The sequence below is a fragment of the Rivularia sp. PCC 7116 genome (assembly GCF_000316665.1).
Lineage (GTDB): Bacteria > Cyanobacteriota > Cyanobacteriia > Cyanobacteriales > Nostocaceae > Rivularia.
The window spans coordinates 2558326-2579988 of the sequence record NC_019678.1 but is presented as its reverse complement, the minus strand read 5'-3'; the positions used below and the strand labels follow the sequence as shown (position 1 = coordinate 2579988).

Sequence of the window (21663 nt, the reverse complement as noted above, 5' to 3'; positions counted from 1 at the left end):
ACGGGCATAGGAAATTGGGAATTGTTAATTCTTCCCATCTTCGCCATGTTCCATGCTCTATGCCCCATACATATCTCTTGTATCTACCAATTAGCAATTACAACTTGAAAATGCATATCGGTTCTCAATATTCAAGCAATACTTGCAACTTTAGTCTGTGGGCACCTCTAGCGGGCAAAGTTGCGGTTCACTTAGTTGAACCATTAGAGAAAGTTATCCCTTTGGAAAAAGACGAACGCGGTTATTGGCAGGGTTCAATCGCAGATATAAAACCAGGTAGCCTCTATTATTATCAGCTAGATGGTGAGAGAGATACAGCAGATCCAGCGGCTCATTCCCAACCGAATGGGGTTCACGGTGCTACGGAAATAATTGACCACCATAGCTTTAAGTGGAATGATGACCAATGGCAGGGTGTTCCTTTGTCAGACATGGTTATCTACGAGTTACATGTAGGAACTTTTACTGAAGAAGGTACGTTTGAATCAATAATTTCTCGATTATTAGAATTAAAAGATTTGGGCGTAAATACTATCGAAATCATGCCCGTGGCTCAGTTTCCTGGAAGTCGAAACTGGGGCTATGATGGTGTTTTTCCCTATGCCGTACAAAATTCTTACGGTGGTGTTGACGGTTTGAAAAAACTTGTTGATGCTTGTCACCAAGCAGGAATATCGGTAGTTTTAGATGTAGTTTACAATCACCTCGGGCCGGAAGGAAATTACCTTTGGGGCTTCGGAACTTACTTTACAGATAACTATAAAACTCCTTGGGGTAGCGCCGTTAATTTTGATGGTGCTTATAGCGATGGAGTACGCGATTATTTTGTACAAAACGTTGTGTACTGGTTGGAAAATTACCATTTAGATGGATTACGTTTAGATGCCGTTCATGCTATTTACGACTTTGGGGCAAAGCATATTTTGGCAGAAATGGCTGAAGCTGTAGCTGAATTAGAACGGAGAAAAAATCGTCAGTTTTATTTAATTGCTGAAAGCGATCTCAACGATCCCAGAATTATTCGTTCTCCGGAAGTGGGTGGATACGGAATCGATGCTCAATGGAGTGATGATTTTCACCATGCTTTGCATACGGTACTAACTGGAGAAAATAACGGTTATTACGAAGATTTTGGCAGTTTAGAGCAGTTAGCAAAGATTTATCGCCAGGGATTTGTTTATACTTGGGATTACTCTCCCCATCGTAAAAGATATCATGGCGGAGAACCTACAGGTTGCGCTTCGAGTCAGTTTGTCGTCTGTGCCCAAAACCACGATCAGGTAGGGAACCGAATGTTGGGGGATAGATTATCTAATTTAATATCCTTTGAATCTTTGAAGCTGACAGCAGCAGCGCTTTTACTCTCACCTTACGTCCCCATGTTGTTTATGGGTGAAGAATACGGCGAAACAGCACCATTTCTTTATTTTGTCAGTCATGGAGATCCAGATTTAATTGAAGCAGTCAGAAAAGGCAGAAAAGCCGAATTTGCGGCATTCCATGAAATAGACGGACAAGAAGCACCCGATCCGCAAGCAGAAGAAACCTTCAAAAAATCCCAATTAAATTGGGACAAGCGTAAAACCGGGGAGCATGAAAAGCTATGGTTATTTCATCAGAAATTACTGCAAATGCGGAAAAATGTTCCAGCATTGCGGAACTTAGATAGGAATCAATTAGAAGTAAAAGTACTAAAACCAGAAAAAGTATTGTGGATGCAAAGACACCATCAAGATAGTCAAATTCTTTGCTGGCTTAACTTTGGCTCGGAAGCTGTTAAGATTACAGATAACAATAAGAGCGGAATTTGGAAAAAAGTGCTTGATTCGAGCGCAGAAACTTGGGGAGGAAAGGGTTCTGGGTTACCCGAAAAACTGGATGGAGCAAAGAACCCCGAATTGATGATTAATCCTTATAGTGTTGTGGTTTACGAGAATCAGCGAGCAGTGAACAGTGAACAGTGAACAGCGAGCAGTGAGCAGTGAACAGCGAACAGCGAGCAGTTAACAGTTAGCAGTGAACAGTGAACAGCGAGCAGTGAGCAGTGAACAGTTGTGGAGATAGGGAGATTGGAAGATGTAGGAATATATAGGGAGCTTTCCGGCTCCCACTACTAATTCCTAACTCTAAAACCTTAATTTATAACTCTTAGCTCCTCACTTTTAAGTCTTAATTTTTTACAACTAACAACTATCTACTAACAACTATCTACTAACTTTAAAATCTAAAATTACTATGATGCAAATACCTTTAGCAACATATCGAATTCAATTTACTCCTAACTTTGGTTTTACAGAAGCTGCGGCTATTGCTGCTTATTTGGAACAGTTGGGTGTTTCTCATTTATATGCTTCCCCAATTCTGACTTCTAGAAAAGGTAGTACTCACGGTTATGATGCGGTAAATCCTCGCGAAATTGACCCAGAATTAGGAGGAGTCGATAAATTTAATGAATTAGTCGAACAACTTCAAAATCTAAATATTGGCTGGCTACAAGATATTGTTCCCAACCATATGGCTTTTAATAGCCAAAATGAGATGCTGATGGATGTCTTAGAAAATGGGGCTGATTCTAAATATAGAGGCTTTTTTGACATTGACTGGAATCATCATTATCCGGAAAATAATTGTAAAGTATTAGCGCCTTTTTTAGGAAGATTTTGTGGTGATTGTCTTGAAAGCGGCGAATTACAAATTCAGTACGAAAAACAGGGCTTAACAATTAATTATTACGACAATAAATTTCCGATTCGTATTGAATCCTATAGCCAAGTTCTTACTTATAATTTGGCACGGTTGCAGGAGAAATTGGGTAGAGACCATCCTGCTTTTGTAAAACTTTTAGGCGTTCTTTATACATTGAAATATATTCCTTCTGGTGAAGAAGGAAGAGAAAGAGAAGACCAAATCAGCTTTATCAAAAGGATGTTATGGGAACTCTGGAATGATTCCGAGGAAGTTAAACAATATATTGAAGAAAATATTAGTACTTTTAACGGAGAACCTGGAAAGCCAGAAAGCTTTGATTTATTAGAAGATTTATTAACAGATCAATTTTTCCGTCTTGCTTACTGGAAAGTAGGTAATGAAGAACTTAATTACAGGCGGTTTTTTACTGTTAATGATTTAATATCGCTTCGTATTGAAGATGAAAATGTTTTTGAAACTACTCATTCGCTGATTCTACAATTAGTTGAAGAGGGCAAGTTTGGTGGGTTAAGAATTGACCATATAGACGGGTTATATGACCCCGCACAATATCTAAATCGACTGCGGGAAAAAGCACCAGAAGTTTACTTAATTGTCGAAAAAATTCTTGAGCCTGAAGAAGAATTACCGATAACTTGGCCAATTCAAGGAACATCAGGATACGATTTTCTTAACCAACTTAATGGTCTTTTGTGCGACCAGTCAAACGAACAGCAATTTGACGATATTTACCAGCGATTTATTGGTGAATCAGTCTCCTGCGAAGAATTGATAGATAAAAACAAAAGACTAATTATTGAAAAACACTTAGCCGGAGATATTGATAATTTAGCTCATCTTTTCAAGAAAATATCTGCTGGCTATCGCTATGCTAGCGATTTCACAATGTACGGATTAAAAGCCGCTTTAGTAGAGATTTTAGCTTTATTCCCGGTTTATCGTACATATATTAATAGTGGAGGAGCAAGTTCGGCTGATAAGGAATATATTGAGCAGGTGATGACTCAAGCTAAAAAGAATATTCCTAACTTCCTTAACGAACTCAATTTTATTGAACGATTTCTACTATTAGAGTTTGACGAAAATCTGACTGAAGAGAATAAAGAAGAATGGTTGCGCTTCTTGATGAGATTGCAGCAATTTACCGGTCCTTTAATGGCTAAAGGCGTAGAAGATACCGTACTTTATGTATATAACAGATTAGTTTCGCTTAATGAAGTGGGTTCCCATCCAGGTAGTTTCGGGGTATCGTTAGAAGATTTTCATACCTACAACTCCAATCGCACCGCAAATTGGCCTCATACGATGAATACCACATCTACCCACGATACCAAACGCGGTGAAGATGTGAGAGCTAGAATTAGCATTTTATCGGAAATTCCCGAAGAATGGGAACAAAATCTAAAACAATGGCGCGATATTAACGCTGCTCATAAGGATTACGTCGGCGGACGCGATATTCCTACTTTTAACGATGAATATTTGTTCTATCAAACTCTTATCGGTGCTTTTCCCTTTAGTAAAGAAGAATATCCTACTTTTGTAGAGCGAATTAAAGAGTATATTATCAAGGCAATTCGAGAAGCAAAAGTCCATACCGCATGGTTGAAAAATGATACCGACTACGAAGACGGTTTTACTAACTTTGCCGAAAAAGTTTTAAAAGATAGCCCAGACAACGAATTTTTAGAAGCTTTCCGCCCTTTTCAGCAAAAAATTCAGCATTACGGCATTTTAAATTCTCTTTCTCAATCCCTGATCAAACTGACTGCACCTGGACTACCCGATATTTATCAAGGAACCGAACTTTGGGATTTAAGTTTAGTAGATCCAGATAACCGTCGTCCAGTAGATTTTGAGCAAAGACAAAAGTATCTCGAAGAAATTAAATCCCAAAATGAAGCGCATTTACTTGATTACATCGCTCAGTTACTGGAAACTCCCGAAGATGCCAGAGTTAAACTATTCTTAATTTACAAAACCTTGCAAACCCGTGGAGAATTCCTAGACTTATTCCAGCGAGGCACTTACGAAAAACTTACAATCGTCGGAAGCTTGAAAAGTCATATTGTCGGATTTAGTAGAGAATTAGGAGAACAAAAAGTAATCATTATTGCACCCCGTTTCTTTAGTTCCTTAGTAGAAATTGGCGAATATCCTTTCGGAGAACAAGTCTGGCAAGAAACTCGCATCGTTCCCCCTACTGATTCGACTACTGTTTGGCAAGATGTGTTTACAGGGCAACTGGTAGAAGGCGAAGATGCCCTTTGGGTTAGGGATATTCTCCAAAACTTCCCCGTCGCTTTACTAGTTAACAAACAGTTACCAGCTAGCAACGAGCAGTAATAGGTTAGGGGTGGTAGTTGGTAATGGGTAATTGGTAATCAATACCTAATTGCTTAAAAGACATCAATTTCTTTTTCTCCCCCAGAATTGGGGGTTGGGGGGCTATTTGTTAAGAAGAGGGTTGTTCGGAGAAAAAACAGCGAGTTTTTATATTTGACAATACATAAAATTTACTCGCGATAATCTGTCAAAATACCCCCGAAGATGAAACAAAATCATCCTGCGGGTAATCTTTTAAAATAGTTATCCGCTTTAAAATGACCTTATGAATCAATCATGGCTAAGTATTTTCTCTGTATATTTTATACACATTTTTTTGAAGATTAAAAAATTACTGGCTTAAAATAACCTAGTTTTCACTGAATTTTTACGGCTTTTGTTTTGAGAATTAATAAAAAACGCATAAGATAAAGTTCGGTAGAAACTATTTACCTTTTATATCCGTGAGATAAATATCTTAATTTATAAGAGTTTAACTTGCTTGCTTGAGTTTGTTTGTGAAAAAATTATTGTATTACAGCTAAAAAAAGGCTAATTGCTATCAGCCAAAATACTATGCGTACTCAGATGGATGAATTGGATGACTTAACAAAAATATCACCGGCTAAGAAAATAGAAGAACAAAAAATCCATGACGTTCTTCTACTATTAGAAAATTTAAGCAGCAGAGAAGAAGCTTCGATTAAGCTTATTATCGATTGTCTGTATGATATTGGGCACGTTAATCTCATCAACCAAAAGTTTCGTTCTCGTACCTTAAACAAAAGTTTAAAGCTTATTGCTAGGTTATCTAAACCAGCATTTAAGGTAATTGCATGGAAATGGTATAAAAGTAATTGTCCTCAATTAATTGTCAACTGGCTTCGCAAACAAGTTGCTTTTAAACCAGCTACTACAGTTAAGCAAGCGGCTGAAATCGAAGCAGGATTGGAACCAGAGCCAAAACAACCGATACATCCAACTTCTGTAATTAAACTCGAAAGTCAGAACCGCGAAGTTAAACATTTGCGATCGCAAGTAAGAATGCTCGCCAGTCTTTTGGTTGCTGTTACAGCCGTTTTCGGCGGTACTGTCGTCTGGTTTGGTTATTCTTTAGAACGTTACAACCTGCAAACTGTAGAACAACTTAATAATCGTATAAGAGTTCTGGAAACTAGTACTGACGAACCATTAGCTACGGGTAAAGAGAATTAAGCATCGTTAAAAATTAATACATATCAACAATTAATTTGTAGGGTGTGTTATCGGTTTTAACCGTAACGCACCTTTTTAATTTAATTGATAAAAATGTTCTACCCCTTCCATAATTACTGAGCAAAATCCGGCTGCTTCTAATGGGTAATTGGTAATTGGTAATTGATGAAAGGAAAACATGAGAATTTTAACCTTTGACCTTTAACCTTTAACCTTTAACCTCTAACCTTCAACCTTTAACCGTTTACCTGTGACTTTTTTCCTAATAAAAATATAAAAACCGCACAATAAATCAAATTTCAATAAAATATATATGTTAACTAAAAACTTTACGAAAGTCACAAATGAAACTAAAAATATTCGGCTTTTTCTTAGGAATAATTGCTGTTAGTTCCATTAGTTCGGCTAAAGCACAATCATCTGAGATTTTTACTCAAATTGATGAGAATAACAAAATTATACAAATGCAAGCTCAAAATCGGGATAATTCTCAGCAACAGCCGCCATTAATTGACCGAAAAATATTTTTTGGGGACCCAGAAATTTCTGGAGCGCAACTTTCTCCGGATGGAAAATACCTTGCTTTTCGGAAACCTTTAAACGGGGTAATTAATATCTGGGTTAAAGGGATAGACGAACCAATGAGTGCTGCTCGTCCGATAACTGAGGATAAAAATAGACCGATTCCGGCTTATTTTTGGAGTCAAGATAGTCAATATATCCTATTTGTGCAAGATAAAGGAGGGAATGAAAACTTTCGTATCTATGCAGTTTCACCGACAGATAAAGTCGCAAAGGGACAAGTACCGAAAGCTAAAGACTTGACTCCCGATGACCAAGTACGAGCAATTATTTACGCAGTACCAGAAAACAATCCTGATACTATTATTGTCGGATTAAACGACCGCGACCCCAAATTTCACGATGTTTATAGTATAAATATTGCCACTGGAGCAAGAAAATTACTGTATAAAAACGACAGTAATGTTTCTAATTGGGTAACGGATTTAAATGGTAATTTACGTTTGGCTGTAATTAATTTGCCAGACGGCAGCACCCAAATCAATCGCATCGAAGCCGATAGTTTTGAAGAAGTTTATAGATGTCAATTTGGAGAAACTTGCTCTCCAGTTAGGTTTCATAAAAATGGCAAGCAAGTCTACATGTCAACAAATAAAGGTAACGATGTAGATTTGAGTCAGCTAGTTTTGTTTAATCCCCAAACTAAAAAGCTGGAATTAGTAGATTCCGATCCAGAAAAGCAAGTAGATTTTGGTTCGCCAATTTTTTCTGAAGAAACAGAAGAGTTAATCGGGACGGTATATATAGGAGATAAACAGAGAATTTATCCCAAGGATAAGGAATTCGCGGCGGATTTAGCTTATTTAAAAGAAAAATTGCCCGATGGACAACTGGGAATGAGTTCGATGACAGAAGACGGACAAAAAATGATTGTTACTGTAAGTAGCGATATAGATCCAGGTTCTGCTTATCTATTTAACCGACAAACCAAAAAACTTTCGTTACTGTACCAAATACTTCCAGAACTAAAGCGAGAAAATTTAGCGAAAATGACCCCAATTCGCTATACCGCTAGAGATGGATTAGAAATACCGGCATATTTAACATTACCTGTAGGCAAACCAGCCCGCAACTTACCAGTAGTAGTAATGCCTCATGGCGGACCTTGGGCGAGAGACGTTTGGGGTTATAATCCTTACACTCAATTTTTAGCTAATCGCGGCTATGCAGTATTTCAGCCGAATTTTAGAGCATCCACGGGTTATGGTAAAAAGTTCCTCAATGCTGGAAACAAACAGTGGGGAACCGGAGCAATGCAGCATGACATCACCGATGGGGTAAAATATCTTATCGATCAAGGAATTGCCGATCCAAAGCGAGTGGGAATCTTTGGTGGTTCCTATGGAGGTTATGCAACTCTAGCAGGTTTGGCTTTTACTCCCGAACTTTATGCAGCAGGTGTTTCCTATGTAGGTCCTTCCAATCTGATAACTTTATTTAATTCTGTTCCTCCTTACTGGGAAAGTTTCAAAGCAGAATTAAAATTAAGAATGGGCGATCCAAATACACCGGAAGGGAAAAAACAACTACAGCAACAGTCTCCTTTATTTTCAGCCGATAAAATGAAATCTCCTTTATTAGTAATTCAAGGAGCTAACGATCCTAGAGTTAAACAAGCTGAATCGGACCAAATAGTTGCAGCCTTACGAACTAAAGAAATAGACGTAGATTATCTCTTAGCACCAGATGAAGGGCATGGTTTCAGACAAGAAACTAACAAGTTAGCAGTTGCAGCAGCATTAGAAAAGTTCTTTGCAGAACATCTTCAAGGAAGATATCAAGAAGCAGTCGCTCCTGAAGTTAAGAAACAGCTTGATGATTTGACTGTAGATATTAGTAAAGTTCAAGTTTCTAAGTAAATAATTGGGGATTGGGCATGGGGCATGGGGCATGGGGCATAGGATAACTTTTAATGACCAATAAGCAAGTAGGTTGGGTTAGGTGCTTTTTAATAGATTCATTTTTAGCAGATAACTGCTGAAAGCACCGTAACCCATTTTTTCCTTAAATCGGATTTAATCACAGTTCTACTGTTTGACGCACCCGTTCGTCTGCAATCTGTTGTGGGTGAATCGATTGCAGTAACCCAGACACTTATTGCTCTGCTGGCAGGGTTACATAATGTATCATTTTTTACGCCTTTTCTTGTAACTTTATTACTTCTTCTTTTTTCTTCTTGCCCCGATTTACAAAGCCGATAATACTTTTTGTTACTCATTCACCAGAATAAATACTGAAGTGTATATTTGGGATAGTAATATATTATCTTAAGTATGCTTCCGTATCGCTTGAGGGCACGTAGCACCCTAAACTTGACCCGATCGCGTAATTCAGACTCGGATTCAGCAACGCCGATGTTTTATTTGACATATTAAATGCAGAACAAAAATTCAAATTGGGACAACAAGCAGTTTTTAGAATCTTCGGAAATCGCAGGCTATTTTTATAATGTTCCAATTATGGATGGCATGAGTGGCTCTAGAATAGTACACAATGGCAAAGAAACCATAAATTTTGCTGGCATTAATGTTTTAGGATTGCAAGAAGATAAAAAGTTCATTGATATGTTTTGTGAGAACGCGCGTCAGTACGGCTTAGCTACTGGCGGTTCGCGTATGACTCAAGGAGTTTGTCGTCCGCATGTTCTACTCGAACAAAAGATGAGCCAAATTTTTGCTTCTGAGTATACTTTGACTTTTGGAAGCGGTGCGCTAGCTAATTTGGGTTTTGTCAATGGTATGACAGCCTTTTTTGCTTTTGATGATAATAACAAGATTGATAATCGCGATGTTGTATTTGTTTTAGACAGGGATTGTCATTGGAGTCTATGGAATCCTGTCTCAAAATTGAAGTATGGCTCTCAAGTTTACGCTTTTAAACACAACAATCCAGAGTCTTTAGAACAAGTTCTGAGCAAAATAAAGTCACATAAAATTATCGTAGTCTTCGAGACTGTATACTCTTGCGATGGTAGTGTAGCCCCCATAGCTCAACTGCTCGATGTATGCGAACGCTACGGAGTTTTGTCCTATGTAGATGACGCAAATGGATTCATGATTTATGGAACCCCTAATCGTCCTTTTTATGAAGATTATCAGGCATTATCTAAGGCAACCTTTATCATGGTTTCCTTTTCTAAAGCAATAGGTATTGAAGGTGGTGCAATTAGCGGACCAGAAGGTTTTGTAAAGTCTTTGGAAATACTTTCAGGAACTTCATTGTTTACAGCAACAATGCAACCACCTACAGCTGCAACTAACTTAGAAATCATAAATTATTTGCAAGACAATCCACAAATCATAGACAACTATTTAAAACGCTGTTTACAATTGCGAGAAATTTTAATTGAGCGTAACTTTAAAATTAATAGTACACCTTCGTATATTAATTCCATTTTTATTGGTAGTGACGAAGTTGCCGAACAAGTACGGCGAGAGTTTTTAGAAATGGGTTATTGCGTACCAGTGTTCCGTTATCCGGCTATTAAACGCAATCAAGCCGTAATCCGCCTGATGCTTAATAATCAACACACTGCCTCAGACGTAAATGGATTTATTATAGCTTTAGAAAAAATGCGGTCGCGCTACAATTTTTGAAATAATAAATACTTCAAATTACTTAAAAAAGCTTAAAAATTAATCGCAAAAGATATTAAATATGACTTCAAGTACTATAAAAAAAGAAAAGAATCAACCTTCTTATTGTCCGGTAAATTCATATAATGAATGGTCTCCTCTAGAAGAGGTGATTGTCGGACGTTTAGAAAACGCCAGATTTCCAGCTAATCATATCAGCGTTCATGCTACAATCCCCAAAAGCTTATCAAAATTACTCTACTTTTTAGGAAGTCAGCGGTTTCCAAAGTTTTTGATTGAACAAGCTAACAAAGAATTAGCTGAATTTATTCATATCTTAGAGTCTGAAGGTATTAGAGTTCGTCGTCCTGATGTGATAGATTTTGGTAGAACTTTCAAAACTCCTTATTGGAAATCAAAAGGGTTATGTTCGGCATGTCCGCGAGATGGGTTGTTAGTACTAGGAGACGAAATTATTGAAACCCCAATGGCATGGCGATCGCGATATTTTGAGCTTCATGCCTATCAAAAATTGTTAATTGAATATTTTAAAAAAGGTGCTAAATGGACATCTGCACCAAAACCAAAGTTAACAGATGACCTTTACGACAAGCGCTATAGCATTCCCGTTGAAGGTGAACCCCTAAGATATGTAATTACAGAATCTGAGCCTGTATTTGATGCTGCTGATTTTATCCGATGTGGCAAGGACATCTTTGTAACCAGAAGTAACGTTACCAACGAATTAGGAATTCAATGGCTGGAACGGCACGTCGGAGATAAATTTAATATTCACAGAGTTGAAGTGAAATGTCGGCAGCCAATGCATATTGACTCTACAATTATGCCATTAGCACCTGGAAAGTTATTAATAAATCCAGATTATATTGAAGTTACAAAAATTCCGAAGCTTTTTAAATCCTGGGACATTCTTGTGGCACCTAAACCAGATATTGTTTCAGGTGGATTTTTGAATACTAACGCGAGTATGTGTAGTTTGTGGATTAACATGAATTTACTGATGCTCGATGAACAGCGCGTCATCGTAGAAAAAAATCAAGAGACCATGATTCGATTTCTCAAAGAACATGGTTTTAAACCAATTCCGTGTTCCTTTATGAATTATGCACCTTTTGGCGGCGCTTTTCACTGTGCAACTTTAGATATTTTTCGGCGTGGAACCTTAGAATCCTATTTTGGTTGATAAAAGTAAGTTTTCAATACTTACGCAATTCCCCTTTTTTAAAGGGAGTTAAGAGATTTTAACGCCTACAATACTTAGGGCTTGCTGAATTAACACGAAAATGTTGTGCAGCATACATTTTCAGACCAGAGGAATATATTCAGGTGTTTGAAATTGGTCTAGAATGACTCAAAACCCTTGCATTACCATGAGTAGCACACTGTGCTTGTTTAGTACTTATGTACCGTAAAGAGGAGCAATCTCAAGTCTTATCAGAAAACTTTGAACTTCCTTTTGAGGGGAAGTTATCTGAAGATAATCGTTGGGTAATTATGGCTTCATTGATACCTTGGTTAGAGTTTGAAGACGAGTATGCTTCAATTTTTTCCGAAGAAGTAGGGGCACCAGCTAAATCTTTTCGTATGGCCCTAGGAGCGTTAATTATTAAAGAGAAACTGGGGATAAGTGATAGAGAGACAGTAGAACAAATTAAGGAAAATCCTTATCTACAGTATTTTATAGGAATGTCATCCTATAGTCAGGATACTCCATTTGATGCGTCAATGTTAGTTCACTTTCGTCAAAGAATAGGGGTAGAGCTAGTCAATAAAATTAATCAAACAATGGTAAAGAAGATGTTAGAAGATTCTTCTGCACCAATAAAAAAAAGAATTAAATGAACCAACGAATAGGGGGAAATTAATATTAGATGCAACTTGTGCGCCTAGTGATATTAGTTACCCCACAGACTTAGGGCTATTGAATCAAGCAAGAAAGCATACCGAAAAAATCATAGATTTTCTATATGAGCAAGTTAAAAATCAACTAGATAAAAAACCAAGAACTTATCGTAAACTTGCACGAAAAAATTACTTAAAAGTTGCTAAAAAACGTCGTCCATTTCAAAAAGAAAGAAGAAAAGCAGTAAAAAAACAACTTCAGTATATTAAAAGAAATATCTCTCACATTAAACAGCTAGTTTATATTGGAGCAAATCTATCTAAATTAAGTATTAGGCAATATAAAATATTGCTAGTAATTAGCGAAATTTATCGTCAGCAACTATGGCTATATGAAAATAAAAAGAAAAGTATAGATAACCGCATTGTAAGTTTAAATCAACCACATGTACGTCCAATTCTTCGCGGAAAAGCTGGTAAAACAGTAGAGTTTGGAGCAAAGTTATCAGCTAGCTATTTTGACGGATATATATTTTTAGACCGTATTAGTTGGAATAATTTTAATGAATCAACAGATTTAAAAATACAAATAGAATCATTTAAAAAATACACTGGTTACTACCCTGAATCGGTTCATATTGACAAAATTTATCGTACACAAAAAAATCGAAGCTTGGTGTAAAGAAAGAGGTATTAGAATTAGTGGGCCGCCTTTGGGAAGACCACCTGCCAATATTAGTAAAGAGAAGAAGAAACAAGCTGCTCATGATGAGAAGATTCGTAGTTCTATTGAAGGTAAATTTGGACAAGGGAAGAGAAGATTTAGCCTTAATTGCGTGATGACTAAACTTTCTCATACCTCTAAAACTGCAATCGCAATTACTTTTTTAGTAATGAATCTTTCTACTTATATCTCACGTTTATTGAGAGCTTTTTTATGCCTATTTTTCAGGAATCTGCCTTTTTCACGACCTGGCATTAAAAATTATTATAGCTTTTTTGGTTTTAATAAACAAAAACTTATTTTTAGCCCTTCCTTGAATAATTAATAAACCTCCATCTCACTTTTTTATTACTTTTTCAGCAAGCCCTACTTATTTTCTAGCAAAACTAATCTCAAATATTGCCGAAACTAAAATACCTAAACTACGTTATATCATAGGACAATAAGTAAAACATTTGTTTTTAAAAAAACTGATTCCTGCTTTTTTATTTGAAAGAGTTATCTGCTGGTTGTCTGGTTACAGAAATGAAAAGCTTAACTCAACTAAATGCTTACTTTAAAAATATTTTGGCTAGCAATTATTGATAGTGTCAATCCTACAATAATAGCAATAGCTATTGTTCTGCTTATTTGCAGGGGTGTTAGAGCTATTCGAGCATACACAATTAGCGTATTTGCTACGACAGTAGTTCAAGCGTTTACAGTATATTTTGGCTTAGATAAGTTATTACATCAAATATCATGGCAAAATATATTTGGTGGTGAATGGTTATTAATGCTTCTAGGATTAGGAATTATTTTTTATGGATTAAATGGTTGGAAATATAGACATGAAATGCCAAATACTCAAAAATGGCATTTGTCGGCATCATCCCCTCAGCGTATTAATTATATCAAATATATAATCATAGCCGGTGCCACAACATTGCTAGAGACTCCAACTGCATTTTTGCTTTTCATTGCTGTTTTAGAAGTACAAAAAAGTAGCGCAAATTTAATTTTTGCATCACTTTATTTTTGCCTTTATTCATTCGTGTATACCCTTCCAATCATACTCATAACACTTCTATCCATCTGGCAAGAGAAGCAATTAAAAATATGGTTAAGTAGCAAATTAAACAATATATTTATAGGTGTAAATATATTGTTTTGTTTAAGTTTAATAGCTATTGGTATTTTTATTTTCGCTACAGGAGTAATTGTACTTGGTTCCAAGTTTAAATAGTAGATAATATACAAATTATGAACTTTCAAGCATTTCCCGCTAATTCTGCAATTTTGATTGCCGCTGCCTCTAGTGGTATCGGAGCAGCCTGTGCTAAAAAATTCGCCCAGCAGGGAGTTTGGGTATTTGCAGGAGTTAGGAATTTAGAAAAAGGAACGGCACTACAGCAAGAAGCTGGAGATAATATTACTCCAGTGTTAATTGATGTTACTGATTTAGCAACAATTGAAGCCGCAGTTGCTCATATTAGTAAAGTTCTAAAACAACGAGATGCAACCCTGACTGGCTTATTAAATAATGCCGCTCAGGAATACATCGGACCTTTTGAACTTTTACCGTTAGAGTGGGTACGACAAGAAATGGAGGTTGGTTATTTTGGTTATCTATCCATGATTAAGGCTTTCTTACCACTTCTGAGACAATCTCAAGGTCGAATTGTCAATGTGAGCTCAATAAATGGTCGCTGTGTATTTCCAACTGTAGGAAGTGGCTGTGCAACTAAATATGCGATTGAAGCATTATCTGATGCTTTGCGGCTAGAGTTAGTTCCTTGGAATATTAAAGTAGCCTTAATTGAACCTGGAGCTATAGCTACTCCTCTATGGCAAAAGTCTCATGCAACTTTTGAGAAGTTACCTAGCCTGGTAACACCAAAGCAGCTAAATCTTTATTATCCTTGCTGGCAACAATCATTACAAAAAGCAGCTTTAGACACTCAAAAATATTATGCGATGGGCATACCCGTTCAAAAGGCTGTTGATGTAATTGCCCATGCCTTGTTCAGCAAAAAGCCTAAGGTTCGGTATTTGCTCGGTTGGGATGCCAAATTAATTGCTCTAGCCCGTTGGCTTCTCCCTGATTGGCTATTCGACCGCTTGGCGATTTCTGTATTTGATTATTAGTAAAATAATATACAGCTTCTTTAAAGTTGAGTTGCTCCCTCTGGGTTAAAAGATGTTTTCAGGACTTACGCAGTTGTCACAAAGCTTGGGTGGTGCGTGACACTACAAACCTTATTACTACGTTGATAATCAGTTAAAGTGTCACAGCACCCTACAATAAAAATATGCCAGTTGCGGCCATTCCTAGTTTTAAAAAACCAACTTTTTTAATTCCCCATTATCCATAAATTCTTGCTCTCCCTTACCTATTACCTCCACAATTATTTTTCGTTCTTCGATAGTCCATTTTCCAGTTCTTTCTTCAATTTCAACTACTACATTATTTCCTTCTATATCAACTCGATATTGTGTTGTACAACTAGTACCTTCGCGGTAGGCAAATGTATTCCCGTCGTCTTCATATAATGTAAACTCTCCTTTTCCTGGTGCAACTAATAACCGCATTTCATTTACGGGTAATTCTTCTGCATATTGCATAACTGAAACTAAAGGAATAATTGCACCAGCACGAATAAATAAAGGCATTTTTTCTAGAGGTGCATCAATTAGAATATGTTGCGAACCTTGATATGATTTTTTGCTCCACCAGTCATACCAATTACCTTCCGGTAAATAAACCATGCGATTTTCTACTCCCGGACGATAAATTGGTGCTGCCATTATTGCATCACCTATTAATACCTGGTCGTATATTTCATAGGTTTTTTCATCGTTGGGATAATGGTAAACTAAAGGTCTTAAAATTGGTTCTCCCTTACTCGCTGCTTGCCAAAACAAAGTATAGAAATAAGGCAATAATTGATATCTTAATTCAATATATTTACGACAAATATCTTCTACTTCTTGACCGAATTCCCAAGGTTCGTGACGCTTGGTTCCAATCATAGAATGTCCGCGCATTAATGGATAGAGCATTCCTACCTGCATCCAGCGAGCAAACAATTCTGGGGTGGCATCTCCAGCAAACCCACCGATATCTGCGCCTACAAAACCGACACCGGATAATCCCAGATTACACAGCATCGGTAAGGACATTTCCAGATATTCCCATTTTGAATGATTATCTCCCGTCCAAACTGCCGAATAACGCTGCACTCCTGCAAAACCCGAACGAGTTAATACAAACGAACGTTTACGGGGACGCAATTTTTGCAATCCTTCACAAGCAGCACGAGCCATATTCATTCCATATAAATTATGGGTTTCTTTCCAAGTGGTTTTATCTTCCCCGTCACCAGATAAACCATCCATCGGAAATGTAATTTTAATTCCTTCCAAATCTCCAAAAGGTTGATTATTTAAAGCTGGCTCATTCATATCGTTCCAAATACCAGCTACACCCACATCTGTGAGATTATGCTGTAAATTTCCCCACCATTCCCGCACTTGGGCACGCATAAAATCCGGAAAAACCGCTCTATCTGGCCAAACATAACCGTGGAACACTTTACCATCTGCCCTACGGATGAAATAATCTTTTTCCAAGCCTTCATCGCAGACATTGTAATCTGCCTCTGGGTCGAATTTTACTCCAGGGTCAATAATATTAACAACCTTAATTCCTTCCTGTGTCAAATCTTCGATTAATTTTTTAGGATTAGGGAACCGCTGCTTATTCCAAGTAAATACTCGAAAACCCTGCATATAATCGATATCCAAGTGAACTACATCGCAGGGAATGCGACGTTTGCGGAATTGACTTACTAATTCTCGTACTTCCGCTTCCGAGTTATAACTCCAACGGCATTGATGATAACCCAAAGCCCAGCGCGGTGGTAGCGGCATTCTTCCGGTAAGCTGGGTGTAGGTTTCGAGGATTGTTGCAGGTTCGGAACCGTAAATAATATAGTAATCGAGTTCGGTGTCCTTAGTTTTTAGTTGCAGAGTATTTGCTTCGCTAGCACCGACATCAAACTGACTCCAGAAAGTAGTATTGAAAAACAAACCGTAACCAACATTCGGACGCAAAGACATAAAAAACGGAATCGCTTGGTACATCTCATCCGTCAGCATCGTGTAATCCAAACAATCCGTCGTCCAATTTGTTAAAAGCTTACCTCGTTGATTTAATAATCCACAACGCTCTCCAAAACCGTAAAATCTTTCTTGTGGAGTAATTTCCTTCCAATTTGAAATTTCACCTTTCCTAAAACCAATCCCTAAATCAGTATCGTGAGCGAAAGGATTCCCAGCTTTATCAAAACACTTTATCCGACAGGGATTTCGCTGCACGCAAACCTTAATTTCCCCGGTTTCAATAATTACTTGTTCGTCAGTTTCCTCAATATCAAAATCGATAGAATTCCATTCTTCGTCGGATCGATTAATAGCCCAAGAGCGTCTCGGTGTCAACTCCCCTGTGGCAGAAAATCGGACTCTTATCAAGTTGGCTGCAAGGATACTTAAAGTCAGACGAAAATTATTACCGCAATCGAAATGTATTCCTTGGTTGAAGCGTTGGAAACTTTGGACTGAAGATATTGCATTCCAAGCAGGTTCAGAAATAGGGAGTTGTCCGATAAATTCAGGCATTGTCAGGAAGTTGGGTAATACGCAATCTACAATAACTTGATTCGCGGACAACTAAAAGGGGATTAGGGATAGTTTTTTTATCAAATCAGAAACCCGATTTTTTCAAAAAACCGGGTTTATAACGCTAACGTGGTGGATTGTGGTGGATTAAATATTGTAGGGTGTGTGACTAGGCTGTGTACTTTGTGCTTTTTAAAGCATAAAAATCCATACAAAAACGTGTCTTAGCCTAAAGATATTGCCCTCTCCCAAGCTTGGGAGAGGGGAGCCGAAGGCGGGGTGAGGGCTTAATATTTCGATTATTCCCGACATAAAAGTTGTATGAATCAAAAATGTCGAAATTTTATCAAAGTACACAGCCTAGTGTGTGACGGTTACGATAAATTTTCAATATTGACATAATAAATTGACTTTACCGTCACGCACCAATTTATCTCTGATAATGATTATTTTCAACTTTGCTGTTATCAATAAAATGGTGCGTTACGGCAATATCAACATAATTCAAATCATCAACATTTTTGATGCCGTAACACACCCTACAAATGACTTAATTCTCTTCCAAAACTTGCTGCAACAAAGGCGCAAGTTCTTGATTCAACCTTCCGTTACGCACAAATTCGGCATAAGTATCGGCTTCTACTGCGAGCAATTCGTTTTGCAATTGTTGCCTTGCAAATTCTGCTAAGTTGGGATACTCATCCTGTAATACATCAATCTTTTCTTCTATGTTTTTTAGTTCTCCTTTAATTAATGCTTCTTGGTAGCGACAAAATTCCGAATCAACCCTGGGGCGTTCGTCGTCTACTTCTTCTAAATATTTAAGAGCTCGTCGCAGTGCATTTTCATGGGCTACTAATTTCATGTATTCTTGACGTAAAGGTTGATCGCCAAGTAAATTCAGTTTTTTAAGTAAAGGTTTGGTAGTTAATCCTTGTACTAATAAAGTGAATAACACTACTCCAAAAACTGTAGAAATAATGTCCTCTCTTGCGTCACCTAATATAGTCGGTACGCTCAATGCTAGAGCAATAGAAACCGAACCCCGCAAACCTCCCCACCAAAGTATTGTTTGCTCCGCTAAACTAATATTGGAATTAGCTACGCGATTGCTGAAGAAACCTAAAGCGTAGACGGAAACTAATCTCGATATCACCATGCCCGCAATTGTAATGCCGATAATTCCCAGGTTGTCTGCAAGGTTGGAAAATCTTATTTGATCGCCAATTAATAAGAAAACGATTGAATTGACGAAGAAAGCGACAAATTCCCAAAACTCGCTGACGATTACCCTAGTACGAGGATTCATGCCGATTCGGGAACCAAAGTTACCTAAAATTAAACCGCAGGTTACAACACCAATTACACCGGAGCCACCAAATTCTTCAGCAATTATATAGGTACCGTATGCCGATACTAAGGTTAAAGATTGTTCTACTAGAGGCAAATCGAATCTTTGAGTTAAATACGAGATACCAAAGCCGATTAAGCCACCAACCGCAAGCCCGATGCCGATAACGCTGATTAATTCTAAGATGATTTCTTGTACTCCCAGTTTCGCCGTGCCCAACGGCAGCGCTACCAAGAAACTAAAAGCAACAACAGCCATGCCATCATTAAATAAGCTTTCCCCTTCCATTAAGGTAGTGAGACGCTTGTCAACTCCCAATTCACGAAATAAAGCAGTTACCGAAACCGGATCTGTTGCTGAAAGACTTGCACCAACGAGTAATGCTGTAGTTAAAGGTAGCCCCGCAACTTGATTTAAACCCAGCGCTACACCAATAATCGAAATTACCACTCCGATAACAGCATAAAGAGTTATTGGAAAGAAATCTCGTTTTAAATTTGACCACTTTAAATTCCATGCAGCCTCAAACAACAATGGAGGCAAGAAAATCGCTAAGATTAGCTCGGGAGAAAGATTTACCAATCGTACATCAACGAAGGCTAAACCCAAACCCGCGATTACCAATAATAAAGTATAAGGTATTTGGCGAAACCAGCTAAAAACTTGTGGTAAAGTCGCCACACTTAGAGATACAGACAGTACTAAAAGGAATTGTTTGAGATTTTGCTCGATACCGGCAGTTTCACCCACCGCTGCTTCAATCGCCATAGCTTTTCATTGTAGATTGTTTCATTTGTAGCACCCCGATGTTTAGCAAGCTTAGAATCCCATAATGTAAGAGAATCTTCTGCTCGTATTTGAGGTTGCAACAATTTATTTTATGCGGTTGTTACGCAAAATATATGTTTATCTACTAAATGTGCATCACTGAGGCGATCGCCCAACTCTATGGCTAATGGATTTACGAAGATTGAATATGCAATCAAGAAGAAATATTTAAGAGAAAGAACAATAAATAAAATATCCTGTAAAGTATTAAGTTAGATGTAAATCTAATGGCTATTTTTTATTAAGTGCGTAATCTTTTTATTTTTTTTGAATCATTAAATAAGAAACCAAAAACGATTTAAAAGAGGCTCTAATGGCTCTAAATTATAAGTATCATAAATATTTAAAACTACGTAACATCTATCGAAAGGGATTTGTTAAATTTATTTCGCTGATTCTTGTCGCTTCACTTACAATTATTAGTTGCAGCAACAATGAAGTTAGCAAATCTACTTTAGTTGCTAACTCCTCATCTACTCAAGATACTTTAAATGTTTGGTGGGATAAAGGTTTCAACCCCGAAGAAGATGAAGCGCTACGCCAACTTGTAAGTAATTGGGAAAATACAACTGGGAAAAAAATAAATTTAGTCTTTTATACCACCGATTCTTTAGGGGAAAAAATTCGTAGGTCATTAAAAGCTGGATTGCCACCAGATATTGTGATGAGTTTCAAGGCTGAAAGCTCTCCTAATTCTCGCTTGGCTTGGGACGGTAAGTTATTGGATGTTTCTGATATCATTAATTCTGTTAAAAACCGTTACCCAAAAGCGATTTTAAAAACGGTTAATTTTTACAACAATGTTGCAAAAAAACGTAGCTATTATGCTGTTCCAATTCATCAGGGAACAATGCATATTTACTATTGGCGAGATTTGTTAGCAGAAGTTGGACGTAGCGAACAAGATATACCAAAAGAATGGGATGCTTTTTGGAAATTTTGGAAACAAGTACAGGATGATTTACGCGCTAAAAATCAATCAAAAATTTATAGCTTGGGTTTTACAATCTCACCGGAAGCTGGGGATACTTATTACTTATTCGAGCAAATGCTAGAAGCTTACGATGTCAAAATTGTTGACTCCCGAGGAAAACTGTTAATTGACGATCCAAAAGTACGGCAGGGCATTATCAAAGTTTTAAACTGGTATCGCAACTTCTATGAGCAAGGTTATATTCCCCCCGCAGCTTTGAAATGGTTGAATCCAGATAACAATCGCAGCATATTGAATCGCGAGATAGTTATGACTCCTAACTCTACTCTTTCAATCCCCGTCGCGGTGCGTCAAGATGCCGATATTTATAAAAATAAGTTGGGTATTCTGGAATTTCCCAACAAACCAAGCGGTGAGCCTATGCGCCATTTAACAATGGCAGAGCAAGCTTCAATATTATCAGAATCAAAAAATCAGAAATTGGCTAAAGAGTTTTTGAAGTACTTAGTACAAACACAAGTCATGAAAGATTATCTCACAAAAGCAGGAGGAAGAAATTCACCAACAATGGAAACAGTTTGGCAAGATTCTTTTTGGACAAATCCAGAAGATCCTCATATTTCTTACGCTACTAAAACTTTTACTGAAGGCAGAATTCGTTATTTTCATACTGCCCAAAATCCAGCTTACAGTCGAGTTTTAGATCGAAATATCTGGGGTGACGCGATTGAAAAAGTTCTTGTCAAGCAAATTTCACCAGAAAAAGCCGCAGATGAAGCAATTCAAAAAATTAAATCAATTTATGCAGAATGGGGAAATGGGTAATTGGTAATTGGGCATGGGGCATGGGTATATTACTTAAATCAATTACCACTAATACCTAACAACTAACAACTAA

The 21663-nt window shown here is 37.4% G+C and carries 11 protein-coding genes and 1 pseudogene; 10 read left to right on the top strand and 2 right to left on the bottom strand.

All coding sequences use genetic code 11. From position 1 onward, the window contains the following. Window positions 1-110: 110 nt before the first annotated feature. The 9 genes and pseudogenes from treZ to RIV7116_RS09985 all read left to right on the top strand — a co-directional run bounded on the left by treZ (window position 111) and on the right by RIV7116_RS09985 (window position 15120). The gene (treZ, locus tag RIV7116_RS10030) at window positions 111-1964 is read left to right on the top strand and encodes a malto-oligosyltrehalose trehalohydrolase (RefSeq protein WP_044290854.1); all 1854 of its coding nucleotides are present in this window, start codon (window positions 111-113) and stop codon (window positions 1962-1964) included. 274 nt (window positions 1965-2238) lie between these two features. After that, on the top strand, window positions 2239-5055 hold the full coding sequence (gene treY, locus RIV7116_RS10025) for a malto-oligosyltrehalose synthase (protein WP_044291691.1): 2817 nt from the start codon (window positions 2239-2241) through the stop codon (window positions 5053-5055). Window positions 5056-5610: 555 nt separating this feature from the next. Continuing rightward, on the top strand, window positions 5611-6249 hold the full coding sequence (locus RIV7116_RS10020) for a hypothetical protein (protein WP_015118182.1): 639 nt from the start codon (window positions 5611-5613) through the stop codon (window positions 6247-6249). A 344-nt stretch (window positions 6250-6593) separates the two neighbouring features. After that, the gene (locus tag RIV7116_RS10015; protein ID WP_015118181.1) at window positions 6594-8690 is read left to right on the top strand and encodes a S9 family peptidase; all 2097 of its coding nucleotides are present in this window, start codon (window positions 6594-6596) and stop codon (window positions 8688-8690) included. Window positions 8691-9206: 516 nt separating this feature from the next. Further along, window positions 9207-10427 (top strand): pyridoxal phosphate-dependent aminotransferase family protein, encoded by a 1221-nt coding sequence (locus tag RIV7116_RS10010; protein WP_015118180.1) that lies wholly within the window; start codon window positions 9207-9209, stop codon window positions 10425-10427. Window positions 10428-10488: 61 nt separating this feature from the next. Then, entirely contained in the window at window positions 10489-11610 is a 1122-nt protein-coding gene (locus RIV7116_RS10005; protein WP_015118179.1) for an N-dimethylarginine dimethylaminohydrolase, read from the top strand. Window positions 11611-11828: 218 nt separating this feature from the next. After that, window positions 11829-13318: pseudogene (locus tag RIV7116_RS34485) on the top strand (IS5 family transposase). 222 nt (window positions 13319-13540) lie between these two features. Then, complete coding sequence (locus RIV7116_RS09990) at window positions 13541-14218, top strand: GAP family protein (RefSeq protein ID WP_015118178.1); 678 nt, start codon at window positions 13541-13543, stop codon at window positions 14216-14218. Window positions 14219-14235: 17 nt separating this feature from the next. Continuing rightward, window positions 14236-15120 (top strand): SDR family NAD(P)-dependent oxidoreductase, encoded by an 885-nt coding sequence (locus RIV7116_RS09985; protein ID WP_015118177.1) that lies wholly within the window; start codon window positions 14236-14238, stop codon window positions 15118-15120. A 189-nt stretch (window positions 15121-15309) separates the two neighbouring features. Here the strand turns inward: RIV7116_RS09985 and RIV7116_RS09980 are convergent, their stop codons facing one another. Together RIV7116_RS09980 and RIV7116_RS09975 are read right to left on the bottom strand one after the other, a co-directional pair. Further along, entirely contained in the window at window positions 15310-17652 is a 2343-nt protein-coding gene (locus tag RIV7116_RS09980) for a glycoside hydrolase family 31 protein (RefSeq protein WP_015118176.1), read from the bottom strand. Between the two features lie 550 nt (window positions 17653-18202). Continuing rightward, window positions 18203-19771, bottom strand: coding sequence for a Na+/H+ antiporter (locus RIV7116_RS09975; protein WP_015118175.1), 1569 nt, complete (start codon window positions 19769-19771; stop codon window positions 18203-18205). A gap of 373 nt (window positions 19772-20144) precedes the next feature. Here RIV7116_RS09975 and RIV7116_RS09970 point away from each other — a divergent pair, with 373 nt between their 5' ends. After that, window positions 20145-21590, top strand: a complete 1446-nt coding sequence (locus tag RIV7116_RS09970) for an ABC transporter substrate-binding protein (RefSeq protein ID WP_015118174.1) — start codon at window positions 20145-20147, stop codon at window positions 21588-21590. The last annotated feature ends 73 nt before the right edge of the window (window positions 21591-21663 follow it).

Coding starts and splice junctions, on each gene's coding strand:
- treZ (WP_044290854.1), top strand. CDS start 111: ATGCATATCGGTTCTCAATATTCAAGCAATACTTGCAACTTTAGTCTG.
- treY (WP_044291691.1), top strand. CDS start 2,239: ATGCAAATACCTTTAGCAACATATCGAATTCAATTTACTCCTAACTTT.
- RIV7116_RS10020 (WP_015118182.1), top strand. CDS start 5,611: ATGCGTACTCAGATGGATGAATTGGATGACTTAACAAAAATATCACCG.
- RIV7116_RS10015 (WP_015118181.1), top strand. CDS start 6,594: ATGAAACTAAAAATATTCGGCTTTTTCTTAGGAATAATTGCTGTTAGT.
- RIV7116_RS10010 (WP_015118180.1), top strand. CDS start 9,207: ATGCAGAACAAAAATTCAAATTGGGACAACAAGCAGTTTTTAGAATCT.
- RIV7116_RS10005 (WP_015118179.1), top strand. CDS start 10,489: ATGACTTCAAGTACTATAAAAAAAGAAAAGAATCAACCTTCTTATTGT.
- RIV7116_RS09990 (WP_015118178.1), top strand. CDS start 13,541: ATGCTTACTTTAAAAATATTTTGGCTAGCAATTATTGATAGTGTCAAT.
- RIV7116_RS09985 (WP_015118177.1), top strand. CDS start 14,236: ATGAACTTTCAAGCATTTCCCGCTAATTCTGCAATTTTGATTGCCGCT.
- RIV7116_RS09980 (WP_015118176.1), bottom strand. CDS start 17,652: ATGCCTGAATTTATCGGACAACTCCCTATTTCTGAACCTGCTTGGAAT.
- RIV7116_RS09975 (WP_015118175.1), bottom strand. CDS start 19,771: ATGGCGATTGAAGCAGCGGTGGGTGAAACTGCCGGTATCGAGCAAAAT.
- RIV7116_RS09970 (WP_015118174.1), top strand. CDS start 20,145: ATGGCTCTAAATTATAAGTATCATAAATATTTAAAACTACGTAACATC.